Origin of the sequence: Acinetobacter sp. UBA3461 (assembly GCF_002381195.1) — a bacterium.
Classification (GTDB): Bacteria; Pseudomonadota; Gammaproteobacteria; order Pseudomonadales; family Moraxellaceae; genus Acinetobacter; species Acinetobacter schindleri.
Genome location: NZ_DFRO01000033.1, coordinates 1 through 18,599 on the forward strand (window position 1 = coordinate 1; position 18,599 = coordinate 18,599).

23 protein-coding genes are annotated in these 18,599 nt (G+C 44.6%); 5 read left to right on the forward strand and 18 right to left on the reverse strand.

The annotated features are described in order from the left end of the window. Positions 1-182 precede the first annotated feature (182 nt). From B3D47_RS09655 to B3D47_RS09670, 4 genes are read left to right on the forward strand one after another with little or no spacing between them, the layout of a single operon-like run. Positions 183-2,222: a M3 family metallopeptidase gene (locus tag B3D47_RS09655; protein ID WP_286861735.1), complete on the forward strand. Its 2,040-nt coding sequence runs from the start codon at positions 183-185 to the stop codon at positions 2,220-2,222. A gap of 40 nt (positions 2,223-2,262) precedes the next feature. Continuing rightward, positions 2,263-2,463: a YheV family putative zinc ribbon protein gene (locus B3D47_RS09660; RefSeq protein ID WP_171056624.1), complete on the forward strand. Its 201-nt coding sequence runs from the start codon at positions 2,263-2,265 to the stop codon at positions 2,461-2,463. Positions 2,464-2,491: 28 nt separating this feature from the next. Then, positions 2,492-2,923, forward strand: a complete 432-nt coding sequence (locus B3D47_RS09665) for a hypothetical protein (RefSeq protein WP_163170853.1) — start codon at positions 2,492-2,494, stop codon at positions 2,921-2,923. A gap of 57 nt (positions 2,924-2,980) precedes the next feature. Continuing rightward, positions 2,981-3,868 carry a DMT family transporter gene (locus B3D47_RS09670; RefSeq protein ID WP_286861738.1) on the forward strand — a complete coding sequence of 296 codons (888 nt, stop codon included), beginning with the start codon at positions 2,981-2,983 and terminating at the stop codon, positions 3,866-3,868. Positions 3,869-3,916: 48 nt separating this feature from the next. Here B3D47_RS09670 and B3D47_RS09675 read toward each other — a convergent pair whose 3' ends face one another. The 5 genes from B3D47_RS09675 to B3D47_RS09695 all read right to left on the reverse strand — a co-directional run bounded on the left by B3D47_RS09675 (position 3,917) and on the right by B3D47_RS09695 (position 9,139). Next, the gene (locus B3D47_RS09675; RefSeq protein WP_004809766.1) at positions 3,917-6,112 is read right to left on the reverse strand and encodes a TRAP transporter large permease subunit; all 2,196 of its coding nucleotides are present in this window, start codon (positions 6,110-6,112) and stop codon (positions 3,917-3,919) included. Positions 6,113-6,288: 176 nt separating this feature from the next. After that, a complete protein-coding gene (gene rrtA / locus B3D47_RS09680; RefSeq protein WP_081405842.1) occupies positions 6,289-6,867 on the reverse strand; it encodes a rhombosortase in 579 nt (192 codons plus the stop codon). Between the two features lie 59 nt (positions 6,868-6,926). Next, positions 6,927-7,967, reverse strand: coding sequence for a hypothetical protein (locus tag B3D47_RS09685; RefSeq protein WP_163170851.1), 1,041 nt, complete (start codon positions 7,965-7,967; stop codon positions 6,927-6,929). A gap of 535 nt (positions 7,968-8,502) precedes the next feature. Continuing rightward, a complete protein-coding gene (locus tag B3D47_RS09690) occupies positions 8,503-8,889 on the reverse strand; it encodes a hypothetical protein (RefSeq protein WP_048881826.1) in 387 nt (128 codons plus the stop codon). Next, entirely contained in the window at positions 8,882-9,139 is a 258-nt protein-coding gene (locus B3D47_RS09695; RefSeq protein WP_008302635.1) for a succinate dehydrogenase assembly factor 2, read from the reverse strand. The genes B3D47_RS09690 and B3D47_RS09695 overlap by 8 nt, the downstream gene beginning before the upstream one ends. A gap of 176 nt (positions 9,140-9,315) precedes the next feature. On the opposite strand from B3D47_RS09695, the gene B3D47_RS09700 reads away from it, so the two are divergent. Then, positions 9,316-10,488 (forward strand): acyl-CoA dehydrogenase family protein, encoded by a 1,173-nt coding sequence (locus B3D47_RS09700; RefSeq protein ID WP_163169155.1) that lies wholly within the window; start codon positions 9,316-9,318, stop codon positions 10,486-10,488. Positions 10,489-10,550: 62 nt separating this feature from the next. Here B3D47_RS09700 and B3D47_RS09705 read toward each other — a convergent pair whose 3' ends face one another. The 13 genes from B3D47_RS09705 to rplF all read right to left on the reverse strand — a co-directional run. Further along, positions 10,551-12,056 (reverse strand): flavin-containing monooxygenase, encoded by a 1,506-nt coding sequence (locus B3D47_RS09705; protein ID WP_286861744.1) that lies wholly within the window; start codon positions 12,054-12,056, stop codon positions 10,551-10,553. Positions 12,057-12,275: 219 nt separating this feature from the next. Further along, positions 12,276-12,641: a 50S ribosomal protein L17 gene (rplQ, locus tag B3D47_RS09710; RefSeq protein ID WP_004786886.1), complete on the reverse strand. Its 366-nt coding sequence runs from the start codon at positions 12,639-12,641 to the stop codon at positions 12,276-12,278. Positions 12,642-12,659: 18 nt separating this feature from the next. Continuing rightward, positions 12,660-13,667: a DNA-directed RNA polymerase subunit alpha gene (locus B3D47_RS09715; protein WP_004809777.1), complete on the reverse strand. Its 1,008-nt coding sequence runs from the start codon at positions 13,665-13,667 to the stop codon at positions 12,660-12,662. Positions 13,668-13,683: 16 nt separating this feature from the next. Beyond that, positions 13,684-14,310: a 30S ribosomal protein S4 gene (gene rpsD / locus B3D47_RS09720; RefSeq protein WP_004809780.1), complete on the reverse strand. Its 627-nt coding sequence runs from the start codon at positions 14,308-14,310 to the stop codon at positions 13,684-13,686. Between the two features lie 12 nt (positions 14,311-14,322). After that, the gene (rpsK, locus tag B3D47_RS09725; RefSeq protein ID WP_001040166.1) at positions 14,323-14,709 is read right to left on the reverse strand and encodes a 30S ribosomal protein S11; all 387 of its coding nucleotides are present in this window, start codon (positions 14,707-14,709) and stop codon (positions 14,323-14,325) included. A 19-nt stretch (positions 14,710-14,728) separates the two neighbouring features. Then, entirely contained in the window at positions 14,729-15,085 is a 357-nt protein-coding gene (rpsM, locus tag B3D47_RS09730; protein WP_004281492.1) for a 30S ribosomal protein S13, read from the reverse strand. A 107-nt stretch (positions 15,086-15,192) separates the two neighbouring features. Continuing rightward, positions 15,193-15,309, reverse strand: coding sequence for a 50S ribosomal protein L36 (gene rpmJ, locus B3D47_RS09735; RefSeq protein ID WP_000867907.1), 117 nt, complete (start codon positions 15,307-15,309; stop codon positions 15,193-15,195). Between the two features lie 19 nt (positions 15,310-15,328). Next, the gene (gene secY, locus B3D47_RS09740) at positions 15,329-16,648 is read right to left on the reverse strand and encodes a preprotein translocase subunit SecY (protein WP_171056626.1); all 1,320 of its coding nucleotides are present in this window, start codon (positions 16,646-16,648) and stop codon (positions 15,329-15,331) included. 45 nt (positions 16,649-16,693) lie between these two features. Then, a complete protein-coding gene (gene rplO / locus B3D47_RS09745) occupies positions 16,694-17,134 on the reverse strand; it encodes a 50S ribosomal protein L15 (RefSeq protein WP_004809786.1) in 441 nt (146 codons plus the stop codon). A gap of 3 nt (positions 17,135-17,137) precedes the next feature. Beyond that, entirely contained in the window at positions 17,138-17,314 is a 177-nt protein-coding gene (gene rpmD / locus B3D47_RS09750; protein WP_004809788.1) for a 50S ribosomal protein L30, read from the reverse strand. Between the two features lie 5 nt (positions 17,315-17,319). After that, positions 17,320-17,817, reverse strand: a complete 498-nt coding sequence (rpsE, locus tag B3D47_RS09755) for a 30S ribosomal protein S5 (RefSeq protein ID WP_004657688.1) — start codon at positions 17,815-17,817, stop codon at positions 17,320-17,322. A 2-nt stretch (positions 17,818-17,819) separates the two neighbouring features. Then, entirely contained in the window at positions 17,820-18,170 is a 351-nt protein-coding gene (gene rplR / locus B3D47_RS09760) for a 50S ribosomal protein L18 (RefSeq protein ID WP_004281497.1), read from the reverse strand. A 14-nt stretch (positions 18,171-18,184) separates the two neighbouring features. Beyond that, positions 18,185-18,599: 50S ribosomal protein L6 (rplF, locus tag B3D47_RS09765; RefSeq protein ID WP_286861746.1), on the reverse strand; the 415-nt coding region annotated here is incomplete at its 5' end.

Genomic DNA, 18,599 nt, shown 5'->3' on the forward strand with positions numbered 1-18,599 from the left:
TGTAGATCCTGACTGTTAAAATTTAATAGCCTATAATTTTATATTTATAGGCTTTTTTAATAATTTTCATAGAAAATTTCTTTCTCTCAATATTCAAATAATAAATACCAGTTTCACCTTGATTTCCTTGCCAATAAGCCCTACATCTAGATTTAACATAGGAAATAAATCGGCAGACCGACATGACTTTAGAAAAGGCGACTTTGCCTGTTCCACAATTTGATCAGATTACGCTAGCAGAACTGAAACAAAAGATTGAAAGCTGTATTGCTGAAGGTCAAAAATTCCTGAATGAACTTACCGAAACACCGGATTCAGCTCAGGAACAGCTTGCCATTTTGGAACATGTCGACACACTTGAAAATAATATGAGTGAGGCTTGGGGCATTCTCTCGCATCTCAATGCCGTGAAAAACAATGCGGAAACGCGTGAAGTTTATCAAGCTTTATTACCGGGCTTAAGTGAATACTATACCCAACTCGGCCAACATACGGCCCTGTATCAAACTTATCAGCATGTGCATGATGCGCCGGTATTTACTGACCTGCCTACAGCACAGCAAAGCGCGATTAAATTAGCACTGCGCGACTTCAAACTTTCGGGCGTAGCGCTAGAAGGTGAAGCGAAAAAACGTTATGCAGAAATTTCCGCACGTTTATCTCAGCTATCTTCAGATTTTTCCAATCATGTATTGGATGCGACTCAAGCCTACTTCAGACCATTAAATGAGGATGAACTGGCAGGCTTATCAGCAAACAATATTGGACTGCTCAAACAGTATGGCCAACAGCATAAATTGGATCAGCCCGTAGCCACCCTGGATTTCCCATCCTATTTAGCCATTATGACCCATTCAGAAAACCGCAGTCTGCGTGAGGAAATCTATAAGGCCTATACCACACGTGCATCAGATCAGTCCGACAAGTCTGAATTTGACAATACAGCTGTGATGGAAGAAATCCTGAATCTGCGTCAGGAAATGGCTGTGCTCCTCGGCTTTAACAACTATGCTGAATATTCACTGGCCAGTAAAATGGCACCAAGTGTTGACGCCGTAGATGAGTTTTTACGTGATCTGGCTGAGCATGCGCGTGCGCCTGCTGAAAAAGAGATTGCCGAGCTGAAAGCAATTGCAGCAGAAGATGGTATTACCGAGCTGCAACCTTGGGACAGCAGTTATTATTCTGAAAAGCTGAAAATGCAGCAGTTCAACCTGTCACAGGAAGCACTGAAACCTTATTTTCCGACCCCAAAAGTAATTCAAGGTCTATTCAGCATTGTGAACCGTCTGTATGGCATTCAGGTCATCGAACGTGAAGCTCCGCTTTGGCATCCGGATGCACATTATTTTGAACTAGAAGATCAGGGTGAAGTCATCGGTGGTTTCTACTTTGACCTGTATGCCCGTCAAGGTAAACGTGGTGGTGCCTGGATGAGTGGTTTCCGCTCTCGCATGCGTACCCATGACGGCGTACAAAAGCCCATCTGTTATATGGTCGGCAACTTTACCCCACCGGTCGGCGACAAACCTGCCCTGCTAAGCCATGATGAAGTGATTACCCTGTTCCATGAATTTGGTCATGGTCTGCATCATATGCTGACTGAAGTAGACAATATCTCTGTTGCTGGTACACATGGTGTGGCTTGGGATGCAGTTGAGTTACCAAGTCAGTTCATGGAATTCTGGGCTTGGGATCAGGACAGTCTAAATCTGCTCAGCGAGCATATAGAGACTAAGGAAGTCCTACCAGCAGATCTGCTGAAAGCCCTGCTAGATGCCCGTTTCTTCCAGTCAGGCATGCAAACCTTACGTCAACTCGAGTTTGCCCTGTTCGATCTGACCATTCATCGTGCCAATCCAGCGCTGAATGCTGAACAGGTTCAGGCGACCTTGAATGAGATCCGAGACAAATATGCCGTGTTGCCAACGACACCGTATAACCGTTTCCAGCATAGCTTTAGCCATATCTTTGCAGGTGGCTATGCTGCCGGATATTATTCTTACAAATGGGCAGAAGTATTGGCCAGTGATGCCTTTGACCGTTTTGAAACAGAAGGCATTTTCAATACTGATACGGGTCATGCTTTCCGCAAGAACATTCTAGCAGTTGGTGGAAAAGACACTGCACTAGATGCTTTTGTAAACTTCCGTGGCCGTGAGCCGAAAATTGATGCCCTACTCCGTCATCAAGGTTGGACGAATACGGTAAAAAATGCTTAAACTAGCTGTTTAAATTAATCAACAGGTGAGTATGATGACCATCAAGCGTCGTTTCATTGCAGGTGCTAAATGTCCAAAATGTCAGGCGATGGATCGGATTGTCATGCTGACCTCCGGCGAGAATGAATGGATTGAGTGTATTGAATGTGGCTATGAGGAAAACCGTCCAACCCACGTTGAGCAACCTGAAGTTCCTGCTGTACCTGATGAAGTGGGTGTGATTCAGTTTAAACCGCGTTAAGTATAGAAAAATAAATAAGGTTGAACATATGAGTGTAGAGCAAAGGCATAGTTCTAAACTTTTAGTGGGGATTATTGGGGCTTTAGTTACTGTCGTGATTCTGGTATTTGCTTATCAGTGGTTCAGTGCATCTTCATCTCAGGAAATACCTGAACAGGAAACTGTAACAGTTACTCCTGCTCGAGAGCCTATTAAGACTGAGGCAACGGCTCAAGTAGCTCCAATTGAAACAGAAGCAAATCTTGCCAATCGATTGGTACAGGACGATCTCATTAAAGCTCCAGTACCTGAAAACCCTGCACTGGCCAAAGAGGAAATCTCCCGTCTGGAAGATATCCAGTCACAGCTAGATGAGCAAAAAATCATGCTAGATGCTCAGCATAAGGATGCCGATGAACTGATCAGGCTGAAGGAAGAACAGATCAGGCTGCTGGAAGCCCAACTTGCAGAAAAATCATAATTTTTGATCAAATAGTTCGCTAGAATATTTCACAATCTTCTAGCGATGCTTTTTCTTATGCCCAGCGCACTCTCTTCTGATCTGATTAAAGCCATCCTTCTGCTCACCTGCTCGGCTTTGCTGTTCTCTATGATGGGAGTGTGTATTCGTTATGCTTCACATACGGTTGATAACGCGACTGTCGTATTTTTCCGTAATGCGGTGGGTATGTTGTTATTCCTACCTTTGCTGCTCAGTAAAGGTATTGGTTTCTTTAAAACTGAAAAGTTATGGATGCATGTCTGGCGTTCTGTGGTGGGTTTAATGGCAATGTATGGTTTCTTCTATGCCATTGCCCATCTCAAGCTGTCTAATGCCATGGTGTTTACCTATTCCTCTCCAATTTTCATTCCGTTCATTGCCTGGCTATTTTTAAAAGAAAAGATCACCAAAGCGATGCTGCTTGCCGCTGCTATCGGATTTATTGGTGTCTTGTGTGTAACAAAGCCAGATTCGGGGCTGTTTAATCTCATGTCAGTGATTGGACTCAGTGCCAGCTTTTTAGCGGCTATGGCTTTTGTCACTGTACGTGCGCTGACAGATACTGAACCACCAGAACGAATCGTGTTCTATTTTTGCTTTATTGGCACACTAGTTTCAGTGATTCCGATGTTCTGGCACTGGCGCCCTTATCATCTGACTGAACTGGCTTATCTGATTGCAGCAGGCGTTTTAGCCAATATCAGCCAGATCCTGATGTCCAATGCCTACAAGCTGGCACCTGCCGGACAGATCGGACCAGTAAACTATGTGGCGATCATTTTTGCCGGAATTTGGGGCTATATCTTCTGGAAAGAAATCCCTGATATCATGAGCCTGCTTGGACTGGCTCTGATTTTCTCAGCCATTTTGCTATGTAGTCCTCTATTACAAAACCGCTTTAAACGAAATCATCCATCCTCTTAAAGGCAGCAATAAAAAAAGCACCCGTAGGTGCTTTTTTAATATTTGGTGTTAGTGATACCAGCCGAACAGCTTGAATAGGTAGGGTACATAGGCAATGATCAGCATTGCTGGCAGTAACACAATTACGGGTAGAATCCAGCGCTCATAGCGGTAATAGAAGGACAAATGTCGTACTTCTGCATCGGCTTCCGCCACTTCGGCATCGCCAATCGACTGCCGGGCCAGCAGATGATTCAGTGCGACTGGTGGCGTCACATACCCTAGTTCAAAGCCAATCAGGGTGATCATCCAGAAATGTACCGGATGAATACCATATTGGTACGCTACCGGCGCTACCGTTGCGGAAATCAGAATCACGGCGCCGAACGGATCCATGATCATGCCCACAAAGATCATCAAACCAACAATCATGGTAATGACCAGAATCGTGCTGTTTATATCTGTCGGGAAAGCTTCCATGATTTCCAGACGTTCCAGCAAACCGCCGACGCTGACAGATAAAGCCATCAAAATCACCAATGCACCGATATGCCCTACTGTTTCGCTGCTGGAGATATGCATGGATTTCCAGAAACCGAACTGACGTAAGGATGAACCAGGTGACGATTCAGGCTGTGCCGCTGTACCACCAATCCCATTCAGATTCATATTAAGACTTTCATCCCAATGTCCTACTGGTGGTATTGGTGCAGGCTGATGGCGCAGTTTGTCATACAGTACAATCATTAACAAAATGACTGGCATCATCACTGGTGCAGTGAACTCGTTCAGATTGGTCGACAATGCATATTTGTAGAACATCCAGATCAGTACAAAGATCACGATGTATGGAATCACAGCCAAGAAGGCACGACCTGATTGTGGTGCTGCTACGCCTGCTGGGGCAATACGAAACTTGCTTTCAGCAAAAAACAGTGAAATTACCAGGAACAGGGTCGAACTTAGTAAGAATACATACACACCGTAGTGATACAGCAAGTCTGTCGTTACTTCTTTATTTAATGAGGCTACAACCACAATCAATAGACATGGACGTAATACGACACCCAGAGAGCCTGACATGGCAGTGGCTGCCAAGGCAAACTGACGGCGACCGCCGGCATTCCAGACTTCCTTATAGATAATCGCACCAGCAGCAATCACGAAGATCCCTGATGCGCCGGTATAAGCGGTTGGCAATGCAGCTGCCAACAGGATTAACCAAGTCAGGGTTTCCGGTGCCAGATTCCATGGACGCAGAATATTCAGGAACATGTCCACGACACGGGTCTGTTTCAGCAACATACCGGCCCAGATAAACAGCGCTAGGTTCAGGAAGATACTAGAGAACTCCACCAGCTGACCTAGATAAATCCCTTGCCCCATTGGATAATCCATGAAGAAGGTAAAGTTAATCCCGGTACTGATGGCCATATAGGCATACAGCGGTACGCTCAGGAAAGCCAGACCAAAACTGCCGCCTTCACGGGTAGGCTTCGGCAGCTTAATCACCTGGAACAAGCTGATCAGGGTTAAGGTGCTAAACAGAATCATCCACAGCCAGTAGATGTATTTCATCTCTCCCATGGCCACGCCAGAGTTCAGTACTGACTGATACTGGCTATAGGAGGAGAATGCCAGGAAAGCATTCGCGACAAGCATAGCCAGTGTATAGACCCGGAAATCAATTTTGGTGGCTGGGCTACGCAGGCCAATATGATGAGTTTTTAGGGTCGCACTGATGGCAGCAAATACCACCATAATCACCAGCAGCAACGCACGGTTTTCCACACCAAACTTGAACAGACCAAAGAAACTGGTTTCAAAGCTACGGTAAGCACGAATACTCGGATGAGCATTGATATGATTTATGGCTTGGGTATAGAAAGCATGGGACTCTTCACAAACCTGTTGCGCCTGCATGACTGCTGCACGTACATCCGCCTCGGAACGCACGCCAAAAAAATCGGCATATTCATCGGCAGCATCAGCTTTCATCTGCTGTTGAACACGGCTATCGACATCGATGTTCCGTTCACATTGCGGTCGGGTTGGTTCAGCACGTAGGAATGAATACTGCATCCCCGTAGCTGGGTCGCCATAAAGCCGTTCGCCCATACGTAGCAATTGCCCATGGATCATTTCACCAGTACCAATGACAAGAGTCAGTAACAGTAAGACCAGTACGACAAATGTCGAGATCCATTCTGTCCAGATATAACGCAACAGACCTAGTCCCGATCTGTTTTCAGCATCATTTTGCATGTGTATTCCTATTGTTATTCTCTGGGAATGTCCACCATACCTGGCTTCTCTTTCCCTTTGTCTTGTAAGTCCGATTTACAGACCAATCTGATTATTATGCTTCTGACTCTGCACCAGACTGTGCAAAATGAAAATGACAATTTGCATTTTCTTTTTTGTTATTTATGCCAACTGCATCATTGATCCAGCCAGTAATTACCAATGATATATAGATTAGCTACTACAATCCCCCAGATTACACCCAGCAAATGCGCTTCAACCAGTACCGGACTACCAATCAATTGGGCCGTGCCCTCACTACCGATGGTATTTTCCCAGACCAGCTTGGCAAAAATCAGAAACAATACCAAGGCTGCAAAACTGCGTTCTTTCTTATACAACAGATGCACACAGGCCACGGCGGCATACGCACCATGCAAGACACCCGACAGTCCAGCATAAGCCTCGATATCTGGCAGGAAATAATAAAAGCTAAGACTGATCAGCGGAGGCAAGACCAGTAGAATACTGACGAAGTTCCACACCGAAACACGTGGAAAGATAAAGGGCAAGCAGATAAAGGCCAGCATATTCAGGAAATAGTGTGTCCAGCCAACGTGCACCCAATGTGCCGTCCACAGCCGCCAGGGCTCACTTATCAGGCTAGCTTGCCAAAAGATAAAACTATCTTTAAAAATCTGCAGCCATGCGCAGAAAGCAACAAAGACTGCCAGAAAGACAATCTTGTTACGAAGATAGTGATCATGCATCTGCATCGCTTAGTCCCTTAGCGTATGTCAATTTAGGTCCGCCTTAACGTACGGACCTGACTGGATCAGGAATCCGCATTAAACAGATCATCAAGGTCAGATGCTGTATCCGCTTCATCCCAGAAACGTTGCATGCCATCGTCTCCAGTACGAACACCGGTATGCTCGGTCCAGTAACGGTCTGCAATGCCACCCACCATAATCGAAGCCATACTGTCGATCAGCTTGAATTGTGGATTGACCGGCTTTTCATCAGAACGTGCCTGTGCAAAAGTTTTCAGCGCATCACGTAACTTGGCATCATCACCTGATGCCTGAGCAGCTACGGCATAAAGTGCATGTGATAAACGCACACCTTTCTGTTCACCAATCTGGGTCGACTGTTTCAAGGTCTGATATGGATCCGGCTTGCCATCACCTGCGCCTGGCAACAAGGTCCAGATCACGGCACGTGTAGCATTTGGTGCGCCCCAGAATTTTTCATTGTTCAGACAGGTCATCCCGCGTTCTACCACAGCAGCGATGTCCTTCGGTACCTGCACCGCTCCACCCGAGTTAATATCATTGGTCATGGCTTGTAGGCCACTGAGCATGCCCAGCAGATAGACAGTCTGTTCTGTATCACCCTTCAAGGTTGGGCAACTTTCACCCAGCGCGACATTATATTTTTTCTCGTAACGCTTCTGGAACATCTGATAACCGGTATATTGACGCTGTGCAGCCAATGCCGCCCAACGTTTCTGTTCTACGCGAGCATCCTGCGCCTCAGTAACCTGATTGGCTTTAGATGCACGCATATAGCGTAGTTCGGCATCTAGTGCTTTCTGCTCCGCACAAATACCGGCTGCAGAGTACATCAGTACGGCAACCCGGGTTGGATCCGCCCCCATCTCCTTGGTTGACATGATCGCTGGTGTTAAGGCATTGCCTGAATTACACACCATTTCTGCATCATCCATCGCCAGAATTGGTGGCACTATATGTTTTTCAGTGAAACCCAGCGCCACATTGGCACCCGTTTTAATCACCTGTGAGCAACCTGTTAAAGCCGTTGTTGTTATTACTATGGCCGCCATACCCTGGCATATTTGTTGGACTTTTGACATTTTCCTGTCCTCTATAATTGTGATTATGTCCATGCTGCTAAACATAGCAGATGAACTATATGAATTAAAGAGTATTTACTCTAAATTAGATGAGTCACTTTGCCATTGATTACCGGTTCTGCAATTGACTTGATCGAAAGAAATACTGAATTTTGGGCAAAAAAAAGTAGCATTGCGACGGTTCAGCACATGCTACTTATTAACTGGGAAAGCTTTAACTTATCGTTTTAGCTTGTTAATGTGATTGAGTTGAAATTTGTTCCCTAACTATAGTGCCGAGTCGTCCAATGACCAGTGCCAGAATTACCGCGATTACTGGAAATATCCACGTTGGAAATTCCATATTAATCTCCTCTGTTGACTTCGGTGATTCAAATGTACCTGTTTAAAATAAAAGCAATTAAGAAAATTGTCAGACAATTCAAATATTTTCCGAAGAATTATGTGAATTGTCTGACAAAGGATCAGTATATAAAGATAAGAATTTGAAAAATATATAATTTTAATTTTGATGAAAATACCGATTGTCTGGCAATCAGATCATTTTCGTAAGGACTTTCAATGACTTCCATTGTTGTGTTGGTAACTGGTCACACCAGATCAGCAATGGCGGTACTTTGGCATGCTGAAAATACACCACCAGATAAGCTTGGTGATCAATCACATGACTGATCTGGGCACGCTGTATGCGCTGATCATGATGGGTAATGGTCCATTCCCGACCATCCAGATATTCAAACTGGGCGATCTGCGGACGCTTGCGATAAAACAGATGATAGATGATCAGTCCTGCAACCAGACAGATTCCCCATAGCCATAAGGGCAGTAACTGGTACATCACAAACATCAACACAATAAAAATGAAAAACTGAAACGCAAGTGCAAGCAGGCTGCGTTTCAGCTGATAACAACGATTATCCATGAACGTAGTGTTTAAGCTTATTAATAAACTCGCGTAATTCAGGACGTGGCGGTTCGGATACTTCCATAAACCAGTCCAGCAGGTCCGGGTCTTCTTGCGCTACGAGTTCAGCAAACATTTCTTTTTCAAATGGGTCTGCTGTCAAATAGCAGTTTTTGACATAGGGATCAAAATACACATCCAACTCTTTAAGACCACGACGTGCGCGGTAAATCACTTTACGCTCTTCCAGGCTGATGTCTTCAGTCATCATATTTCCCCAACGTGTTAAAAACATGAGTAGTTTACCTAAGCGCCAAGTAATTTTCGAGGGAATTGGCGGAAAGCATCAGTATTATCTGTATTTTGTACATTTCGCACATTGTCCCCAGATAGACCCTGCCCTTATGTTCATGAGAACAATAACCAGAACAAGGAATCCTGATCATGCAATCTGCTGCGATTCGACCACTGCCGCATCTTTTACCGCGTACTTTGTTTAATGCTGAGCATGATGCTTTCCGCGAGACGGTGCGCAAATTCTATGAAAAGGAAGTAATTCCGCATACCGAACGCTTCGAACAGCAACAACACGTAGATCGCGAGCTGTGGAATAAGGCAGGAAGCCTAGGGCTACTCTGCCCGACTTTACCAGAACAATATGGTGGTTCAGGTGTGGATCGGCTTTACAGTATGATCCTGATTGAAGAACAAGCTTATGCCGGTGACTCAGCAACCGGTTTTTCTCTGCATTCCGATATCGTGGCGAATTATATTCTGAATTTCGGCAATGAAGCCCAGAAACAGCAATGGCTAGCAAAAATGGCCAGTGGCGAAGTGATTACTGCGATTGCGATGACTGAACCCGGCACAGGTTCAGACCTTCAGGCTGTACGCACCAGTGCCGTGTTGGAGGGTGATGAGTATGTGATTAATGGCTCGAAAATATTTATCACCAACGGTTATCTTTGCGATATGGCAATTGTAGTGTGTAAAACAGGCGATAGTGATAAAGGCTCAGCAAATCTGTCATTGATCATGGTGGAAGCTGACCGTGCTGGTTTTAGTAAAGGCAAACCACTGAATAAAATCGGCATGAAAGGCCAGGATACCTGTGAACTATTCTTTGATAACGTGCGTGTTCCTAAAGAAAATTTATTGGGTATGCCCGGTATGGGTTTTATGATGCTGATGAAAGAACTGGCTTGGGAACGCCTGATTGTGGCAATGATCTGTCAGGCAGGCGCTGAAGCTGCTTTCGCGCATACGGTGAAATACACCAAGGAACGTCAGGCTTTTGGCAAACCTATCTCAGCATTTCAGAACACTCGTTTTAAGTTGGCTGAACTACGTACTGAAATCGAAATCTGTCGAGCCTATCTGGATTGCTGTATGCAACAACAATTACAGCAACAGCTAGGCGTAGATGCAGCTGCTGCCGCAAAATACAAAATTTCAGAAATGTTCAGTAAGGTAGTCGATGAATGTCTGCAACTACATGGTGGATATGGCTATATGCTGGAATATCCAATTGCTCGTGCCTACATCGATCATCGTGCGAACCGTATATATGCTGGAACCAATGAAATTATGAAAGAATTGATCTCACGAGCAATTTAATTCAGATATATAAACAGATAAAAAAAGGAGCATTTAATGCTCCTTTTCTATAGGTTCAGATATTAAGATACCAGACGTGGTTTAACTTTTTTGCCGTTAACTTTTCCCTGTTCAACTTTAGATTTAAACTGAAGAATATCATCCTCGAAAGTTGCAGTTTTAAGATCTTTACGGTCAGCTAAATAATTATTGCTGACACGCCAAGGGCCATGCTTACCTTGTTTTGGCATGACGTTTGCGGCACGGGCAATATAACCTGAGGTCAGGCTGCCCATCACCGTATCGTCGAGTAACTCTGTAGCATTACCTTCTGGTAATACCTCATCAAAACCGTTCATGTCCATATAGTTCAGCAGACGGCAGATATATTCGGCTGCGATGTCTACTTTCAGTGTCCAAGATGCATTGATATAGCCAATAATCAGCGCCATATTCGGAATATCACTCACCATCACGCCGCGATACAGCATATGTTTGGAGGTATCAATGGGCTTGCCATCGATGGAAGCCTGCATCCCGCCCAAAATCTGAATATTTAATCCTGTTGCTGATACGATAATATCGGCGTCAAGATGTTTACCGGATTTAAGCTGAATACCGGTTTCCGTAAATTTCTCGATATGGTCAGTCTCTACCGATGCACGACCTTCACGTAAAATTTTGAATAAATCCCCATCCGGTACCACGCACAGACGCTGATCCCAAGGCTCATAGTCCGGGGTAAAGTGTTTCATATCCACCTTACCCTTAAGTTGGAACTTCACCGCATTTAAAAGCAGCTTTTTAAGCAATTTCGGCTGTTTTTGTGCCAGCGCATAAATCCCGCGCTGCATACCAATGTTTCGTGCACGGGTAAGCTTATAAGCCATATCTTCAGACAGATACTTACGCATCTTGTCATAGACCATATCAATGGATGGTACAGAAGCAATATAGGTCGGTGAACGCTGCAACATAGTCACATGGCCTGCTCCACCTTTGACCATCGATGGAACTAACGTAATAGCAGTTGCACCACTACCAATAATTACCACTTTTTTACCGCTATAATCGAAGTTCTCAGGCCAATGTTGCGGATGAATAAAAGTTCCTTTAAATGCATCCTGATTTGGAAATTCTGGTTGAAAACCTTGGTCATAATTATAATAACCAGTACAACCCAAAACAAAATTCGCTACCCAGGTTTCAGTCTTAGCTTGAGCATTTTCGATTTTCACTGACCATTTATGCGTATGCGTATCATAATTGGCATTTAAAACACGGTGCTGATAGTGAATTCTGGATTCAAGTTGGCATTCCTCTACTACTTCAGACAGATAGTTCTTAATTGATGCACCGTCAGCCAACACGCTGGCTTTTTTCCAAGGTTTAAAATTAAAGCCGAAAGTCGACATATCAGAATCTGAACGGATGCCCGGATATTTAAATAAATCCCAAGTACCACCTACGCTTTCCCGACGTTCAATAATTTCAAAAGAACGCTTCGGACAATTTTTAGAGAGATGTGCTGCTAAACCAATTCCCGAGATACCTGCACCCACAATTAAGATATCAACCTGTTTTTCCATATTCTTCTTTTAACCCAAGTTTGTCATTTATTTTATTAAAGCACAAAACTGACAATACTCCATGTCAAGTTTGTGTGTTTGCCCTATTTTTTTTATCTTTTGGGGACATTTTTATAGCTAAACCGATAATCAATTTATAAAAAGATAAATTTTAGGCATTAAAAAAGGCCGGTTTATTCAACCGACCTTTCCGAACAACGTTTGCTGCTCTTCACGAAATTAGTTAACTTCGCGATCTACTAGCTCAACGTAAGCCATCGGTGCAGCATCACCTGCACGGAAGCCCGCTTTAAGAACACGTAGATAACCGCCGTTACGCTCTTTGTAACGAGGGCCAAGAACGGTAAATAATTTACCAACAGTTGCAGCTGAACGAGTACGAGCAAACGCCAAACGACGGTTTGCTACTGTATCGACTTTAGCTAAAGTGATTAAAGGCTCAGCAACACGGCGTAATTCTTTTGCTTTAGGCACAGTTGTTTTGATCAACTCGTGCTCGAACAAAGAGTTAGCCATGTTTTGGAACATCGCTTTACGATGACTGCTTGTACGGCCTAATTTCACACCACTATTACGATGACGCATGGTGATAGTCCTACTTAATTAACGGCTACGATAGGCGAAACGATCGTCCATACGGAGACTAGCTGGTGGCCAGTTCTCTAAACGCATGCCGAGTTGTAAGCCTTTAGAAGCCAGAACATCTTTGATCTCAGTAAGCGATTTTTTACCCAGGTTAGGAGTTTTAAGCAACTCAACCTCAGTACGCTGTACAAGATCACCAATGTAGTAAATGTTTTCTGCTTTCAAACAGTTAGCAGAACGAACAGTTAGCTCTAGATCATCTACTGGACGAAGCAAAATCGGATCAACTTCTTCACGAGGTTCTTGAGCAACAGGAGCTTGATCTTTCTGAAGATCAACAAAGATTGCAATTTGTTGTTGCAAGATTGTTGCCGCTTTGCGGATTGCTTCTTCAGGATCAACTGTACCGTTGGTTTCAAGATCAATGATCAGTTTATCAAGGTCAGTACGTTGTTCTACACGAGCATTTTCAACTGTGTAAGACACACGTTTGATCGGGCTGTAAGAGGCATCTAACTGTAAACGACCCACTGGGCGAGTCTCGCCTTCTGGGAAACGTGAGTCAGAAGTCTCATAGCCACGGCCTTGAGCCACTTTCAGGCGCATCTTAAGATTGCCTGAAGCACTTAATGTGCCGATCAAGTGTTCAGGGTTAACCACTTCAACATTATGAGGTAAACGAAGGTCAGCCGCAGTTACATCGCCTGGACCTTGTTTCTCTAATGTTAAATAAGCTTCATTTTGATCGAACAGCTTAATAGACAATCCTTTTAGGTTCAGCAAGAGCTCGACGATGTCCTGCTGCAAGCCTTCCAAAGTACTGTACTCGTGCTCAACACCTTCAATCTCAACTTCAACCACAGCAGCGCCAGGCAAAGAAGACAGAAGGATGCGACGTAAAGCATTGCCCAGAGTATGACCAAAGCCACGCTCTAAGGGTTCTAGAATAACTTTTGCCGAGGTCCCGCTTGCCGCTTCGACCTTGATCGCTTGCGGAGTTAGAAACTCATTTGCAGTACGCGTCATATTGCTACCTCAAGGATTATTTAGAATACAATTCTACAATCAAGCTTTCGTTGATTTCAGCAGGTAAATCAGAACGATCCGGTGCAGCTTTGAACGTACCTTCTAGTTTAGAATGATCTACTTCCATCCAAGAAGGAATGCCACGTTGAGCAGCTAATTCAATTGCGTTTTTGATACGTAATTGTTGTTTAGCGCCTTCGTGAACTGCAATCACGTCACCAGCTTTAACTTGGATAGACGCGATGTTAACGCGACGGCCATTTAAAGTGATTGAACGGTGAGATACTAACTGACGAGCTTCAGCACGTGTAGAACCAAAACCCATGCGATAAACAACGTTATCAAGACGGCTTTCAAGTAACTTTAACAAGTTCTCGCCAGTTGCGCCTTTAACACGAGCTGCTTCTTTATAGTAGTTACTAAATTGACGCTCTAAAACACCGTACATACGACGTACTTTTTGTTTTTCACGTAATTGTAGTGAGTACTCAGATTGTTTGCTGCCACGCGCACCACCGTGTTGGCCAGGCGCTTTAGCATGTTTTTTAGTCTTAACGTCAAATGGTTTAACGCCAGATTTTAATTGCAGGTCTGTCCCTTCGCGGCGAGAGAGTTTGCATTTTGGACCAATATAACGAGCCATGAATGTTTCTCCTTACACGCGACGTTTTTTAGGTGGACGGCAACCGTTGTGAGGAATTGGAGTCACATCGGTAATGCTATTAATTTTATAACCCACTGCACCTAAAGCACGAACCGCAGATTCACGACCTGGACCAGGGCCTTTAACAAGGACGTCCAAGTTTTTCAAACCGTAATCCAAAGCTGCTTTACCAGCAACTTCAGCAGCTACCTGAGCAGCGAACGGAGTTGATTTACGTGATCCACGGAAGCCTTGCCCACCTGAAGTGGCCCAAGCCAGTGCATTACCTTGACGATCGGTAATAGTCACAATGGTGTTATTAAAAGAAGCGTGAATGTGTGCAACACCTTCAGAGACGGTACGAGTGACCTTCTTGCGTGTGCGAGTATCTTTAGCCATCTTTTAGCTTCCAGAAATCTTATTTCTTAATTGGTTTGCGCGGACCTTTACGGGTACGTGCGTTAGTTTTGGTGCGTTGACCGCGGACAGGCAAGCTGCGACGATGACGAAGACCGCGGTAGCAGCCTAAATCCATTAAACGTTTGATGTTCATGGAAATTTCGCGACGTAAATCACCTTCGGTCGGAACCTTGGCAACTTCTGCACGAATCGCATCAAGCTGAGCGTCATCTAATTCACGGATCTTAGTCGTTGGAGCAATACCTGCAGCAGCTAAGATAGCTTTTGAAGTATGGCGACCAATACCAAAGATATACGTTAGAGAGATAACAGCATGCTTGTTATCCGGAATGTTTACACCGGCAATACGAGCCATTCAATTTTCTCCAAAAAGGCAGTAGAGATAATCAACCGCCCCACAAAAATCTTGAGGGGCGGATAATAACCTAATTCGCCTACTGAAATCAACAGGTCTTGATCAGATTAACCTTGACGCTGCTTATGACGAGGTTCTGCGCTACAAATTACGCGGATAACCCCATTACGACGGATAACTTTACAGCTACCACAAATTTTCTTTACAGAAGCTTGTACTTTCATGATGAAACCTCTAAGTGCGCTATCCCTTAGGATGAGCAGTCGTTTTTCTCATTAATGTTTGATTGTCATACTGGTGCGAAGTGAGATGTGCTTGTAGCTGAGCCATAAAGTCCATCACCACCACTACCACGATTAGCAACGATGTTCCGCCCAAGCTGAATGGAATACCAAACGAGCTCTGCAAGATCATCGGCATTAAACAGATGACAGTGATGTAAATCGCGCCAATGAAGGTCAAACGATTGAGAATATGATCTAAGTAACGAGCAGTTTGCTCACCTGGACGAATACCAGGCACGTAAGCTCCGCTGCGTTTCAAGTTTTCTGACACTTCTTTCGGGCTAAATACTAGCGCAGTATAGAAGTAACAGAAAAAGATAATTAACGCACCAAAGAGCACCAAATACAACGGCTGACCAGGCGACAACACCAATGCCAAATCTTGCAGACTACGCTTGATAATTCCTGCATCAGGATCTGCACTGCCAACCCACTGACCTAAGCTCGCTGGGAACAAAAGCAATGAACTTGCAAAAATTGCAGGAATCACACCGGCCATATTAATTTTTAATGGCAAATGTGTCTGCTGTGCAGTAAATACGCGACGACCCTGCTGCTTCTGAGCATAGTTGACCGGAATACGACGTTGCGCCTTCTCGATAAACACAATTGCTGCAAGCACGGCGATGGATAACAATGCAAATATCGCCAGACCAATAAGACTAGACTGACCATTATCGACAGAAGTCAGGGACTGCATAACCAAAGTTGGCAGACCTGCAACAATACCTGCAAAGATGATCATGGAAATACCATTCCCCACCCCACGCTCGGTAATCTGTTCACCCAACCACATCAGGAACATGGTCCCCGCAACCAATGAGGTTACCGCAGGAACATAAAAAGCCAGACCAGACGTCAGGGTAATTCCCTGGCTGATCAAGCCCGCGCACATACCGACCGCTTGCACAAATGCAAGGAACAGTGTGCCCTGTCGTGTGTATTGATTTATTTTACGTTTGCCTTGCTCGCCTTCTTTCTTTAAAGCTTCCAGCGAAGGAACGACTGTTGACATCAGCTGCACGATAATCGATGCAGAGATGTATGGCATAATCCCAAGAGCAAGAATAGACATTCGCTCCAATGCACCACCAGAGAACATGTTAAACAAACCAAGGATCGTACCTTGGTTTGCATTAAACAAATTCTCCAGCGCAGCATTGTTAATGCCCGGTACTGGAATATGTGCTCCCAGTCGAAACACCAACAACGCACCAATGAGAAACATCATTCGACGAATAATTTCACGGTATTTCACATGAAATGGTTGGCCTTTCATCATGTTGACATGACCTGAAGAACTAGGAGACATAGACACTGGAGATTACTCCTCGACTTTACCGCCAGCAGCTTCAACAGCAGCTTTAGCGCCTTTAGTCAACACAACACCTTGTACAGTGAATGCGCGAGTAATTTCACCAGAAAGTACGATACGTGCACGAGTCATGTCTTTACGTACAACGTTCGCAGCTTTTAAAGTTTCTAGAGACACGATGTCACCTTCAACTTTAGCAAGCTCAGATAAACGTACTTCAGCAGTTTTCAAAGCCTGTTGGCTAGTGAAACCGAATTTAGGCAAACGACGATAAAGTGCTGTTTGACCGCCTTCGAAACCTGGACGAGTACCACCGCTCTTACGTGAGTTTTGACCTTTGACACCACGGCCACCGGTCTTACCAACGCCAGAACCGATACCACGGCCTAGACGTAGGTTGTCACGCTTAGCACCTTCTGCAGGTGCAATAGTATTTAAACGCAGAGTCATGGCTTATTCCTCTACACTAACCATATAGTAGACTTGGTTGATCATACCACGGTTAGATGGAGTGTCTAACACTTCAACAGTATGACCAATACGACGCAGACCTAAACCTTTAAGGCTCAGCTTGTGATTTTTCAAGCGATGCGATGCAGATTTAGTCTGGGTAACTTTAATCGTTTTCATGATTATTACCCTTGAATTTGTTCTACTGAAAGACCACGTTTCGCAGCAACTTTCTCAGGAGAAGTCATGTCACGCAGACCTTTAAAAGTCGCGTTAACTACGTTAGCAGCGTTAGTAGAACCGTAACATTTAGCAAGTACGTTGTGTACACCAGCAGCTTCAAGAACGGCACGCATAGCGCCACCAGCGATTACGCCAGTACCTTCAGAAGCAGGCTGCATGTAAACACGGCTTGCACCGTGACGAGCATTCACAGGGTGTTGTAAAGTCGTACCAGCAAGATCTACAGTGATCATGTTGCGACGAGCAGCTTCAAGTGCTTTAGAAATAGCAGCTGGAACTTCACGTGCTTTACCACGACCAAAACCTACGCGACCATTACCATCACCTACCACAGTCAATGCTGTGAAAGAGAAGATACGACCACCCTTAACAACTTTGGCTACACGATCAACGGCAACCAGCTTTTCAACAAGACCTTCGTTTTGTTCAACTTTAGCCATGATTAGAACTCCAAGCCGTTTTCACGAGCAGCATCAGCCAAGGCTTTGATACGACCATGATATTTGAAACCAGAACGGTCAAATGCAACTTTAGTTACACCAGCTGCCTTAGCGCGTTCTGCGATTAAAGCACCTACTTTTTGAGCTGCTTCAACATTACCAGTTGTACCAGCACGTAGAGTAGCGTCTAGCGTAGAAGCTTGCGCTAATACTTTGCCACCATCTGCTGAGATAACTTGAGCATAGATGTGACGCGGAGTGCGGTTTACACACAAACGAGTCGCACCCAATGCACGGATGTGCAAGCGTGTGCTTTTCGCACGACGCAAACGGGATTGTTTCTTTTCGTTCATAAGAACCTCGCGCCTTATTTCTTCTTAGCTTCTTTACGAAGTACAACTTCGTCAGAATAACGAACACCTTTACCTTTATACGGCTCTGGTGGACGGTAACCACGGATTTCCGCAGCAACTTGACCTAATTTTGCTTTATCAGCAGATTTTAGGATAATTTCAGTCGCTGTAGGAGTTTCTGCAGTTACACCTTCAGGAAGGTTGTAGTCAATCGGGTGAGAGAAACCAAGGTTAAGGTTAACAATGTTACCTTTAACCGCAGCTTTATAACCAACACCGATAAGTTGTAACTTACGTTCGAAACCTTCGCTAACACCTTTAACAAGGTTGTTAAGCACAGCGCGAGCAGTACCAGCCTGCATCCAAGCGTCTTTCGACTCAGCTTTAGGAGCAATAACTAGAGTACCGTCTTCCTGTTTTAGCTCGACC

Excerpts from the sequence above, each read along its gene's own strand:
- B3D47_RS09655 (WP_286861735.1), top strand. The coding sequence starts at position 183 with ATGACTTTAGAAAAGGCGACTTTGCCTGTTCCACAATTTGATCAGATT.
- B3D47_RS09665 (WP_163170853.1), top strand. The coding sequence starts at position 2,492 with ATGAGTGTAGAGCAAAGGCATAGTTCTAAACTTTTAGTGGGGATTATT.
- B3D47_RS09670 (WP_286861738.1), top strand. The coding sequence starts at position 2,981 with ATGCCCAGCGCACTCTCTTCTGATCTGATTAAAGCCATCCTTCTGCTC.
- B3D47_RS09675 (WP_004809766.1), bottom strand. The coding sequence starts at position 6,112 with ATGCAAAATGATGCTGAAAACAGATCGGGACTAGGTCTGTTGCGTTAT.
- rrtA (WP_081405842.1), bottom strand. The coding sequence starts at position 6,867 with ATGCAGATGCATGATCACTATCTTCGTAACAAGATTGTCTTTCTGGCA.
- B3D47_RS09685 (WP_163170851.1), bottom strand. The coding sequence starts at position 7,967 with ATGTCAAAAGTCCAACAAATATGCCAGGGTATGGCGGCCATAGTAATA.
- B3D47_RS09690 (WP_048881826.1), bottom strand. The coding sequence starts at position 8,889 with ATGGATAATCGTTGTTATCAGCTGAAACGCAGCCTGCTTGCACTTGCG.
- B3D47_RS09695 (WP_008302635.1), bottom strand. The coding sequence starts at position 9,139 with ATGACTGAAGACATCAGCCTGGAAGAGCGTAAAGTGATTTACCGCGCA.
- B3D47_RS09700 (WP_163169155.1), top strand. The coding sequence starts at position 9,316 with ATGCAATCTGCTGCGATTCGACCACTGCCGCATCTTTTACCGCGTACT.
- B3D47_RS09705 (WP_286861744.1), bottom strand. The coding sequence starts at position 12,056 with ATGGAAAAACAGGTTGATATCTTAATTGTGGGTGCAGGTATCTCGGGA.
- rplQ (WP_004786886.1), bottom strand. The coding sequence starts at position 12,641 with ATGCGTCATCGTAATAGTGGTGTGAAATTAGGCCGTACAAGCAGTCAT.
- B3D47_RS09715 (WP_004809777.1), bottom strand. The coding sequence starts at position 13,667 with ATGACGCGTACTGCAAATGAGTTTCTAACTCCGCAAGCGATCAAGGTC.
- rpsD (WP_004809780.1), bottom strand. The coding sequence starts at position 14,310 with ATGGCTCGTTATATTGGTCCAAAATGCAAACTCTCTCGCCGCGAAGGG.
- rpsK (WP_001040166.1), bottom strand. The coding sequence starts at position 14,709 with ATGGCTAAAGATACTCGCACACGCAAGAAGGTCACTCGTACCGTCTCT.
- rpsM (WP_004281492.1), bottom strand. The coding sequence starts at position 15,085 with ATGGCTCGTATTGCCGGTGTAAACATTCCGGATAACAAGCATGCTGTT.
- rpmJ (WP_000867907.1), bottom strand. The coding sequence starts at position 15,309 with ATGAAAGTACAAGCTTCTGTAAAGAAAATTTGTGGTAGCTGTAAAGTT.
- secY (WP_171056626.1), bottom strand. The coding sequence starts at position 16,648 with ATGAAAGGCCAACCATTTCATGTGAAATACCGTGAAATTATTCGTCGA.
- rplO (WP_004809786.1), bottom strand. The coding sequence starts at position 17,134 with ATGACTCTGCGTTTAAATACTATTGCACCTGCAGAAGGTGCTAAGCGT.
- rpmD (WP_004809788.1), bottom strand. The coding sequence starts at position 17,314 with ATGAAAACGATTAAAGTTACCCAGACTAAATCTGCATCGCATCGCTTG.
- rpsE (WP_004657688.1), bottom strand. The coding sequence starts at position 17,817 with ATGGCTAAAGTTGAACAAAACGAAGGTCTTGTTGAAAAGCTGGTTGCC.
- rplR (WP_004281497.1), bottom strand. The coding sequence starts at position 18,170 with ATGAACGAAAAGAAACAATCCCGTTTGCGTCGTGCGAAAAGCACACGC.